This is a genomic window from Actinomadura harenae (assembly GCF_003696215.1).
GTDB lineage: Bacteria > Actinomycetota > Actinomycetes > Streptosporangiales > Streptosporangiaceae > Spirillospora > Spirillospora harenae.
Map to the genome: position 1 here is coordinate 151233 of NZ_RFFG01000006.1, position 10203 is coordinate 161435.

Annotated in this window: 9 protein-coding genes; 5 read left to right on the top strand and 4 right to left on the bottom strand. The window is 73.6% G+C overall.

The annotated features are described in order from the left end of the window. Nucleotides 1-69 precede the first annotated feature (69 nt). A complete protein-coding gene (locus EBO15_RS46730; RefSeq protein ID WP_122193158.1) occupies nucleotides 70-1050 on the top strand; it encodes a GlxA family transcriptional regulator in 981 nt (326 codons plus the stop codon). A 30-nt stretch (nucleotides 1051-1080) separates the two neighbouring features. Here the strand turns inward: EBO15_RS46730 and EBO15_RS05290 are convergent, their stop codons facing one another. Further along, complete coding sequence (locus EBO15_RS05290) at nucleotides 1081-2109, bottom strand: adenylate/guanylate cyclase domain-containing protein (RefSeq protein ID WP_122193159.1); 1029 nt, start codon at nucleotides 2107-2109, stop codon at nucleotides 1081-1083. Nucleotides 2110-2139: 30 nt separating this feature from the next. Next, nucleotides 2140-2997: a biotin--[acetyl-CoA-carboxylase] ligase gene (locus EBO15_RS05295; protein ID WP_233615970.1), complete on the bottom strand. Its 858-nt coding sequence runs from the start codon at nucleotides 2995-2997 to the stop codon at nucleotides 2140-2142. Nucleotides 2998-3060: 63 nt separating this feature from the next. Here EBO15_RS05295 and EBO15_RS05300 point away from each other — a divergent pair, with 63 nt between their 5' ends. Next, nucleotides 3061-3849 (top strand): enoyl-CoA hydratase/isomerase family protein, encoded by a 789-nt coding sequence (locus EBO15_RS05300; protein ID WP_233615971.1) that lies wholly within the window; start codon nucleotides 3061-3063, stop codon nucleotides 3847-3849. A gap of 61 nt (nucleotides 3850-3910) precedes the next feature. Here EBO15_RS05300 and EBO15_RS05305 read toward each other — a convergent pair whose 3' ends face one another. Together EBO15_RS05305 and EBO15_RS05310 are read right to left on the bottom strand one after the other, a co-directional pair. Beyond that, the gene (locus tag EBO15_RS05305; RefSeq protein WP_122193160.1) at nucleotides 3911-4348 is read right to left on the bottom strand and encodes a GNAT family N-acetyltransferase; all 438 of its coding nucleotides are present in this window, start codon (nucleotides 4346-4348) and stop codon (nucleotides 3911-3913) included. A gap of 34 nt (nucleotides 4349-4382) precedes the next feature. Beyond that, nucleotides 4383-7010 carry a phosphoenolpyruvate carboxylase gene (locus EBO15_RS05310; protein WP_122193161.1) on the bottom strand — a complete coding sequence of 876 codons (2628 nt, stop codon included), beginning with the start codon at nucleotides 7008-7010 and terminating at the stop codon, nucleotides 4383-4385. Nucleotides 7011-7175: 165 nt separating this feature from the next. Between EBO15_RS05310 and EBO15_RS05315 the strand changes: the two genes are divergently transcribed. The 3 genes from EBO15_RS05315 to EBO15_RS05325 all read left to right on the top strand — a co-directional run. Beyond that, nucleotides 7176-8789 carry an acyl-CoA carboxylase subunit beta gene (locus EBO15_RS05315; RefSeq protein WP_122193162.1) on the top strand — a complete coding sequence of 538 codons (1614 nt, stop codon included), beginning with the start codon at nucleotides 7176-7178 and terminating at the stop codon, nucleotides 8787-8789. A 201-nt stretch (nucleotides 8790-8990) separates the two neighbouring features. Continuing rightward, nucleotides 8991-9248: an acyl-CoA carboxylase subunit epsilon gene (locus EBO15_RS05320; RefSeq protein ID WP_122193182.1), complete on the top strand. Its 258-nt coding sequence runs from the start codon at nucleotides 8991-8993 to the stop codon at nucleotides 9246-9248. Nucleotides 9249-9456: 208 nt separating this feature from the next. Continuing rightward, the coding region (locus EBO15_RS05325) for an NYN domain-containing protein (protein WP_233615973.1) at nucleotides 9457-10203 on the top strand (747 nt) is incomplete at its 3' end.

Sequence of the window (10203 nt, forward strand, 5' to 3'; positions counted from 1 at the left end):
GCTCAGCCTGACCGGCGGGACGCCGCGGGCGTGAGTGGCCGAAACGGCGAGCTGGGATAGATTCCCGCCATGAGGCGTGTGGGAGTCCTGGTCACCGAGCACGTCCGCGTGTTCGACTACGCCGTGGCCACCGAGGTCTGGGGGCTCGACCGCACCCACCGCGGCGTCCCGTCGTTCGAACTGCGCACCTGCGGGCCGCAGGGTTCCGCCGTCCCGATGCAGCCGGGGGCGACGTGCGTCCCGGACCACGACCTGGACGGCCTGGACGCCTGCGACCTGGTCGTCGTCCCCGGGGTCCAGAATCCGGCCGGGCCCGTCCGTCCGGACGTGTCGGCCGCGCTGCGCGCCGCCCACGCGCGCGGCGCCACGGTGGCGTCCCTGTGTTCGGGTGCGTTCCTCCTGGCCACGGCGGGCCTCCTGGACGGCCGCCGGGCCACCGCGCACTGGCAGGACGCCGACGAACTCGCCCGCCGCCACCCCGGCGTGACCGTGGACCCCAACGTCCTGTTCATCGGGGACGGCGCCGTGTGGACCTCGGCGGGCGTGGCCGCGGGCATCGACCTGTGCCTGCACCTGGTCCGCCGCGACCACGGGGCCGCCGTCGCGGCGGAGATCGCCCGCACCATGGTCACCGCGCCCTTCCGGCCCGGCGGGCAGGCCCAGTTCCTCACCCGCCCCGTTCCGGCCCCCGGCCGCGGGGCCGACCCCCTCCCCGAGCTGCGCGCGCGCATCCTCGGCGACCTGGCCCACCCGTGGACGCTCGGCGAGCTGGCGGGCCTGGCGCGCATGTCCGAGCGCACGTTCTCCCGCCGCTTCGTCCAGGCGACCGGCGCCACCCCGCTGCAATGGCTCCTGACCCAGCGCGTCCTGGCCGCGCAGCAGCTCCTGGAGGTCAGCGACCTGCCCATCGCCGCCATCGCCCGCCGCTGCGGCTTCGGCAGCCCCCTGACCCTGCGCCACCACTTCACCCGCCACGTCGGCCTGCCGCCCCGCGACTACCGCCAGTCCTTCGGCACCGGCGTCGGCCGGCCCCGAGCCGCTGACTCCTGACGCCCCTGAGGTGGACGGAACGAGCAGGTGTTAGGGCTTGGCGCGGCGGAGGACGTAGGGCTGGACGATGCCGAGGCCCTGGACGGGGCGGCGGACCATGCTGGTGATCGTGTAGTCCTCGTTCTCGCCGAGGGCCTCGGCGAGGGACTGGTCGATGACGACCGTCCCGGGTCGGGCCAGGGCCGTCAGGCGGGCGGCCAGGTTCACCGTGGTGCCGAAGACGTCGCCCATGAGCGGGAGCACCGGGCCGTGCGCGACGCCCACGCGGACGTCCGGGATCTCGGTCTCGTCCTGGATGGCGGCGGCGATCGAGAGGGCGATCTCGGCGCCGATCTCGGGGGTGTCGCCCGCGAACAGGACCTCGTCGCCGAGGGTCTTGACGAGGCGTCCGCCGCAGGTGGCGATGATGTCGGCCGCCGTCTCCTCGAACCACTCGACGACGCGGGCGAGGGCGATCTCGTCCAGTTCGCGGCTCATCTGGGTGAACGAGACCATGTCGGCGAAACCGACCGTGGTGACGAGGCGTCCGGGGTGGGTCTCGTCCTCGCCCTCCGCCTCGCGGGACGCGGCGGCGGCCATCGCGCGGGTGCCGGCGGCGGCGAGCTGGCGGCGCCAGGCGTGCACGACGAGCGGCTCGAACTCGTCGATGTGCCGCTCGGCGATGTCGACGATGGACGACACGGCCTCGGCGGACGGCTGCTCCTGCGGGTCGGTCACGAGCATCGCGCTGAGCAGGTTGACCTGCCATTCGGCGAGCCGGGTCATGGTCTGCCCGAAGGCCCTGACCAGGCGGATCACGCCGTCCTCGTCCAGGACGCCGTCGTCCATCAGGCGGCGGATGCGGCAGAGCGCGGCGACGTCACCCTCGGTGTAGGCGACCGCGTCCTCCGGCATGGACGGGTAGCCGAACGCCCGCCACAGCCGCCGCGCGAACTCGGGGGACATCTCGGACAGGCGCACGGCGTCCACCCGGTTGTACTTCAGCTCGCCGCCGAGCAGCAGCTCCTCGATCTCCTTGGGATCCGGCAGGCCCGCGTCCGACATCTCCCCCTCCAACATCACGCGATATATCGTGGCGGATCGCGCCGCTCAGCGCACATGCACCACATCGCCCGCACTCACGGGAAGCACCCCTTCGGGTCCGGCCACGACGAGCCGTCCCTCGAGGTCGACGTCCTTGGCATGACCGTGGAGCTCGGCGCCGCCCGGCAGCTCGACGCGGATCTCGCGGCCGAGCGTCGCGCACAGGTCCCGGTAGTCGGCGCGCAGGCCGCAGATGTCCGGATCGCCGGACGCGGCGACCCACTCGCGGTAGCGGCCCTCGATGTCGCGGGCGATGGCGCGCAGCAGCGACGCGCGGTCCGACAGCGGCGCGCCCTCGATGGCCAGGGACGTCGCGGCCGGGACGGGCAGCTCGTCCTCGCTCAGCGACACGTTCAGCCCGACGCCGACGACGATCGCGCCGTCGATCTTCTCGACGAGGATCCCGGCGAGCTTCCGCCCCTCGACCAGAACGTCGTTCGGCCACTTCAGGACGGCGGCGACCTCGGTGTCGCCGTCCGCGCCGGGGAAGAACCGGTCGCCCGCCGCGCCGAACCCGGTCACCCGGCGCACCGCCGACGCGACCGCGACACCCGTCAGCAGCGGCGCCCACGCCAGCCGCTCGATCGGGACGTCCGGCCTCAGCAGCATCGAGAACGCCAGCCCGGACCGCGCGGGAGCGGTCCACGTGCGGCCGAGGCGTCCGCGTCCGGCGGTCTGCAACTCGGTCGCGAGCAGAACACCCTCGTCCTCCCCCGCGCGCGCGAGAGCGCCGAGGTCGGCGTTGGTCGATCCGGTCTCCTCCACCACCCGCACGCTCTGCCACAGCCCACCGGGCCGGACGAGCGCGCGCGCGAGCGCCGCCTCATGGAGCGGCGGCCGGTCGAGGTTCCCATAACGAGTCACACCACTATCCAACCCCACCCCGCGGCGTGGCCCATCGGCAGCACGCGATCTAAGGTGCACTTTGTGGACGGAGTGACGCTTAAGCGCGACAAGCAGAACGAACACGTGGCCGAGATCGTGCTCGACCGGCCCGAGGCCCTGAACGCCCTGTCGACCGCGATGGCGCGGCGCCTGGCGGCGGTGTGCGCGGAGGTCGCCGCGGACGGCTCGGTCCGCGCGGTCGTCCTGTCGGCCTCCGGCGACAAGGCGTTCTGCGTGGGCGCGGACCTCAAGGAACGCAACGCCATGACCGACGACGAGATCCTGGCGCAGCGGCCGGTGTTCCGCGCGGCCTTCGGCGGCGTGCTGAACCTGCCGCAGCCGGTGATCGCGGCCGTGCACGGCTACGCGCTGGGCGGCGGCTGCGAGTTCGCGCTGTCCTGCGACATGATCGTCGCGGACGAGACCGCCGTGTTCGGGCTGCCCGAGGTGACCGTCGGGCTCGTCCCGGGCGGCGGCGGGACGCAGCTCGCGATGCGCAAGATCGGCTCCGGCCGCGCCGCCGACCTCGTCCTCACCGGACGCCGCCTGACCGCGGACGAGGCCGCCGGGCTGGGCCTGGCCGACCGGCGTGTCGCGAAGGGCGAGGCGCGCACGGAGGCCCTGTCCATCGCGTCCCGGATCGCGAAGAACTCCCCGATCGCCGTCCGCGCCGCCAAGCGCGCGATGCGCATCGGCGGCGACCTCCCGCTGGAGGCCGGCCTCGACGTGGAGGAGAACGCCTGGCGCACCGTCGCCTTCTCCCCCGACCGCCGCGAGGGCATCGCCGCCTTCGCCGAGAAGCGCACCCCCGACTGGTCCGCCCCCGCCTGACGTCCGGCCGAAGCGCATCGCGGCGCGTGGTCGCGATGCGCTTCGGCCGTGAGTTCGCCTGTCAGAGGGTCTTGCGCATGTGGACGGCGTGGCGGCCGTCGAAGGTCTCGCGGCCGGTCTGGCGGTAGCCGCGGCGTTCGTAGCGGGCGATGTTGCTGGTCATCTTCTCGTTGGTGATCAGGCGCAGAGCGGGAAGGCCCAGGTCGCGGGCCTGGTCCTCGGCGAAGTCGAGCAGCTGCCGACCGCGGCCGCCGCCCTGGGCGGACGGGTCGACGGCGACGTTGTCCACGTACAGGACACCGTCCTCAGGGATGAGGACGATCAGGCCGGACAGGTCGTCCAGGACGTGGACGCGGCCCGCGTCGATCAGCGCGGCGTAGTCCGCCCCCATCGGCAGCGGACGGGTGCCGATGAGCTCCGCCCACGGGGTGTACGCGGCCTCGACGACCCGCTCGATCGCAGGACGGTCGGACGGGACGGCAAGCCTGATGTCAGGCATGTGCTGGTTCTCCTAGTCGTGGGGGGTCTGAGGCTCAGCCGGTGTTCTGGAGGCCCGCCGCGACGCCGTTGACGGAGAGGAGGAGCAGGTCCTCCAGGTGGGCGTGTTCGGACTCGTCGGTGACGGTGCCGGAGCGGAGGGCGCCGAGGGCGCGCAGCTGGAGGTGCGACAGCGCGTCCACGTAGGGGTTGCGGAGCTCGACCGCGCGGGACAGGACGTGCCGGTCCTCCAGCAGGCGTTCGTGGCCGGTCACGGCGAGGACGAGGCGGCGCGTCCGGTCGTACTCGTCGAGGACCGTGGACGTCATCTCCGGGCGCTCGCCCAGGGCGAGGTAGCGTTCGGCGATCGCGCGGTCGGTCTTGGCGAGGCTCATCTCGGCGTTGTCCAGGAGGGTCTGGAACAGCGGCCACTCGGCGTACGCCTCGCGGAGTTCGTCCAGCTCACGGCCGTCGTCGGAGACCGCGGCGAGGCCGCTGCCCAGGCCGTACCAGCCGGGGAGGTTCACGCGGGTCTGCGTCCAGGCGAACACCCACGGGATGGCGCGCAGGTCCTCCAGGCCGCGCGCGGCCTTCCGCCGGGACGGGCGGGACCCGATGCGCAGCTCGGCGATCTCCTCCAGCGGGCTGACCTGGCCGAACCAGGCCGCGAAGCCGTCGGTGTGGACGAGCGACTGGAACGACCGCTTCGCGGCGTCGCTGATCCGGTCGGCGAGCGGGCGGAAGCGGGCGGCGGCCTCGCGGGCCCGGTCCTGGACGGCGTCGGTGGACGCCAGCAGGATCGCGTTGGTGACCTGCTCCAGGTGGCGGTGCGCGATCTTCGGCTGGCCGTACCGGGCGAAGATCACCTCGCCCTGCTCGGTCACCTTGAAACGGCCCGCGACCGAGCCGGGGGCCTGCGCCAGGATCGCGCGGTGCGCCGGGCCCCCGCCGCGTCCGAGGGAACCGCCGCGGCCGTGGAAGAGCGTGAGCCGGATGTCGTGCCCGGCGGCGAACTCGGCGAGCGCCTCCTGCGTGTCGTACAGGCGGAGGGTCGCGGACGTCGGGCCGAGCTGCTTGGCCGAGTCGGAGTAGCCGAGCATGACCTCCATGCGTCGGCCCGTGTCGTCCAGGCGCTTCCGGACGGCCGGGATCTCCAGCATCCCCGCGAGGACGGACGCGGCGCGCTCCAGGTCCTCGCCGGTCTCGAACAGCGGGATCACGTCGAGGACGGGCGCCTCGTCGCCGAGCGAGGCGGCGAGGTCGTGCACGTTCGCGATGTCCTGCGCGGAGCGCGTGAACGAGACGACGTAGCGGCGGCAGGCGTCGACGCCGAACCGGCTCTGGATCCAGCCGACGACGCGGAGCGTGTCGAGGATCTCCTCGGTCATCTCGCTGCGCGGGCCGCCCGCGCGGACCTCCTGGAGGGCCTTCTCGTGCAGCTCGGAGTGCTGGCGGATCTCCAGCTCGGCCAGGTGGAACCCGAACGTCTCGACCTGCCAGAGCAGGTCCTGGACGCGTCCGTACGCCTGCCGGGCCGCGCCCGCCTCGGCGAGCGAGTCGCGCAGGACGCGCAGGTCGGCGAGCAGCTCGTCCGGGCCGGAGTAGGCCAGGTCGGCGTCCCGTTCGAGGGTCGCGGTGATGCGGTCGGCGACGTGCAGGAGGAACTGGCGGTGCGGCTCGTCCGGGGAGCGCTTGGTGATCTCGGCGAGGTGCTCGGGGTTGGCGGTGCGGGCGGCGGCGAGCGCGGCGCGCAGCGCGGGCGAGGCGGGCGTCGTGGCCTCGCCGACGGTCAGCTCCCGGCCGACCCGGGTCGCCATCGCGGCGAGCGCGCGCAGCACGTGCCCCGCCTGGATCATCACGGCCTCCCGCGTGACCTGCGCGGTCACGTACGGGTTGCCGTCGCGGTCGCCGCCGATCCAGGACCCGAACCGCAGGAACGGCCGGACGCGCGGCGGGCGCGTCCCGGTGCGGCCGTCGTCGAGCGCGGCGTCCAGCGTCCGGTACACCTGCGGGACGACCCGGAAGATCGTCTCGTCGAACGCGGCCATCGCGGTGCGGACCTCGTCCAGCGGGTCCATCTGGGTGTGGCGGCGCAGCGCCGTGCGCCAGAGCAGGTCGATCTCCTCGCGCAGCCGGCGCTCGGTCTCGGCCTGCTCCTCGCCGTCCTCGGGCGCGCCGTCCAGCGCGAACAGCAGGTCGCTGATCCGCTGGATGGACGTGACGACCGCGCGGCGGCGGGCCTCGGTCGGGTGCGCGGTGAACACCGGGCGGAACTCCAGGCCGTCCACCATCTCCGCGAGCCGCTGCTCGCCCGCCTCGGCCCGGACGGTCTCGACCGCCGCGGCCACCGAGCCGGGCACCGTGCGGCCCCGGGCGTCCCGCTCGCGCAGGGTCCGGATCCGGTGGTGCTCCTCGGCGAGGTTGGTGAGGTGGAAGTACACGGTGAACGCGCGGGCGACCTGCCCGGCGCGCTCCAGCGACCAGCCGTCGACGATCGCGGCGGGCTCGTCCGCGCCGCCCTCGCCGCGCCGGGCGGCGATCACGGCGTGCCGCAGCCGCTCGACGTCGGAGAGGAGGTCCGGCCCGCCGTACTCGACGAGCCCGTCCCCGAGCATGGCACCGAGCAGCCGGACGTCCCGGCGCAGCGCGTCGGGAAGGTCGTGCCGCAGCGTTTCACGCGTCATGTCAGCCACGGGCCCAGAGTAGTGAGCGGCCCCGGACGCCCCGAGCACCGCGTCCCCTTCTACGCGCGCGTGCAGGCGCCCGTGTGACCACGTGGTTCTTCCGCCGGGCACGGAGGCGGACCCCGGGCGTCGGGGGGTGGTCAGCGGCCGGTTACGCTTCACGGCATGGCGATGGAAGCTCCTGAGCCCGCGGTGGACGACATCGACATCCACACGACGGCGGGCAAGATCGCGGACCTGGAACGGCGTCGGTACGAGGCGGTGCACGTGGCGTCCGCGGCCGCGGTCGAGAAGCAGCACGCCAAGGGCAAGATGACCGCGCGCGAGCGGATCGACGCCCTGCTCGACCCCGGCTCGTTCGTCGAGTTCGACACCTACGCGCGGCACCGCTCGACCCAGTTCGGCCTGGAGGCGCGGCGGCCCTACGGGGACGGCGTGGTCACCGGGCACGGCACGGTCGACGGACGCCCGGTCGCGGTGTTCAGCCAGGACTTCACCGTCATGGGCGGCTCGCTCGGCGAGGTCTTCGGCGAGAAGATCACCAAGGTGATGGACCACGCGCTGAAGACCGGCTGCCCGGTCGTCGGCATCAACGACTCGGGCGGCGCGCGGATCCAGGAGGGCGTGGTCGCGCTCGGCCTGTACGCCGAGATCTTCAAGCGGAACGTGCACGCCTCCGGGGTGATCCCGCAGATCTCGGTCGTGCTCGGCCCGTGCGCGGGCGGCGCGGTGTACTCCCCGGCGCTCACCGACTTCGTGATCATGGCGGACCAGACCTCGCACATGTTCATCACCGGCCCGGACGTCATCAAGACCGTCACGGGCGAGGAGGTGACGTTCGAGGAGCTCGGCGGCGCGCACACGCACAACAGCAGGTCCGGCGTCGCGCACTACCAGGCGTCCGACGAGAACGACGCGCTCGACTACGTGAAGGCGCTGCTGGCGTACCTGCCGTCCAACAACCTGTCGGACGCGCCCGCCTACGACGCCCCGGCCGACCTGGACGAGGCGGACGGGGCGGACGGGACGGACGCCGAGCTCGACACCCTCATCCCGGACTCCCCGAACCAGCCGTACGACATGCACCGCGTCATCGAGAACGTGCTGGACGACGGGGAGTTCCTCGAGGTCCAGCAGCTGTTCGCGCCGAACATGATCGTCGGTTTCGGGCGGGTCGAGGGCCGTTCGGTCGGCGTCGTCGCCAACCAGCCGATGCAGTTCGCCGGGACGCTCGACATCGACGCGTCCGAGAAGGCCGCCCGGTTCGTCCGGACCTGCGACGCGTTCAACGTCCCCGTGCTGACGTTCGTGGACGTCCCGGGCTTCCTGCCGGGCACCGACCAGGAGTGGAACGGCATCATCCGGCGCGGCGCCAAGCTGCTCTACGCGTACGCGGAGGCGACCGTCCCGCTGGTCACGGTCATCACGCGGAAGGCGTACGGCGGCGCCTATGACGTCATGGGATCCAAGCACCTCGGCGCGGACGTGAACCTCGCCTGGCCCACCGCGCAGATCGCCGTCATGGGCGCGCAGGGCGCGGTGAACATCCTGTACCGGCGCGAACTGGCCGCCGCGGACGACCCGGACGCGCGCCGCGCCGAGCTGGTCACCGAGTACGAGGACACGCTCGCCAACCCGTACGTCGCGGCCGAGCGCGGCTACGTCGACGCGGTCATCAAGCCGTCCGAGACGCGCGGGCAGGTCGTCCGGGCGCTGCGCTCGCTGCGCGAGAAGCGCCGCACGCTGCCGCCGAAGAAGCACGGCAACATCCCGCTCTGACACAGCGTCCGGGCGGCGGCGAGCGGGGCCGGGCCGCGACGGGACACGACGGGGCGCGACGGCGGCACTCCGCCGGGCACTGTCGCCGCCCGGCGTTCGTTCCCCAGACGTGCGGTTTCCGGGTGTTCCGTTCATGGGCATCCGTTCCTCAGGCGTTCCGATCCAGGGAGGGCGGTCATGGACGACGACATCAGCGAGGGCATGAGCGAGGGCCAGGACGGCGGCGGTAAGGAGAGCGGCGGGGCGTTCCTGCGGATCGTGCGCGGCGACCCGTCCGCCGAGGAGGTCGCCGCGCTGGTCGCCGTCCTGACGGCGCGCGCCCAGGCGGCCGCGGCCGCGCGGGGCGACGCGCCCGGGGGCGCTCCGGTCTCGCATTGGGCCGACCGGTCCCGCCTCACGCGCACCCCGGTTCCGCCGCGTCCCGGGCCCGGGACGTGGCGCGCCTCCGCCCTTCCGTAACCCCTCGACGACCCGCGACTCCCCGCCCTCACCCCGTCGCCGGACGAGGCGCGGAGGCTCGACGCGCCCGGTGTCGCGACGCGCCCGAAAGGCCGTTCACGTGGGCCGGAACGCCGTCCCGGCGGGGGCGGGAGGGCGTTGGACCGGCGCGACACGTAACCGTCGTTCACCCGCAGGAGCGGGGGGTGCACGAATAAGGTGTGTGACGATGGCCACCTCGGAGTTCGTTCCTCAGCCCGCGCGATACGCGATCTTCGTCGACGCGGGGTACCTCTACGCGGCCTCCGGGGCGCTGCTGCTCGGCTGCGGTTCGCGGCGCGAGTACCGTGTCGCCGCCGAGAAGCTGATCAAGGCCCTGACCGACCGCGCCGACGACCAGCTGGTCGGCGAGCTGCTGCGGCTGTACTGGTTCGACGCCGCGCCGAAGCGGCAGCCGACGGTCGACCAGCGGGTCATCGCCAACCTGCCGCTGGTCAAGCTACGCCTCGGCAACCTCAACGCGCAGGGCCAGCAGAAGGGCGTGGACGCGCAGCTCCGCGCCGACCTCGAGGCCCTCGCCCGGCACCGCGCGATCACCGACGCGGTGCTGCTGGCGGGCGACGAGGACATGCTGCCCGCGGTCGAGGCGGCGCAGCGCTACGGCGTCCGCGTCCACCTGTGGGGCGTCGAGCCCACGCACGGCTCCAACCAGGCCGAATGGCTGGTCTGGGAGTCCGACACGGTCGAGGTGCTGCCCGCCGACTTCCTGCGCCCGTACTTCACCAAGGCCAAGGCGCTGCCGGTGCCCGCCGTCCCGGTGGTGGACGCCGCGCCCGTCGTCGCGGGGAAGCCCACCGTGCCGTCGCCGTCGCAGGTGTTCGCCGGGCGGGTGCCGTCGGTGCGTCCCGCGCCCGGGGCCCCGGCCCCGGCGGGTGAACCGGCCGCGCCGGCCGCCGCCCCCGCCGCCGGACGCGCC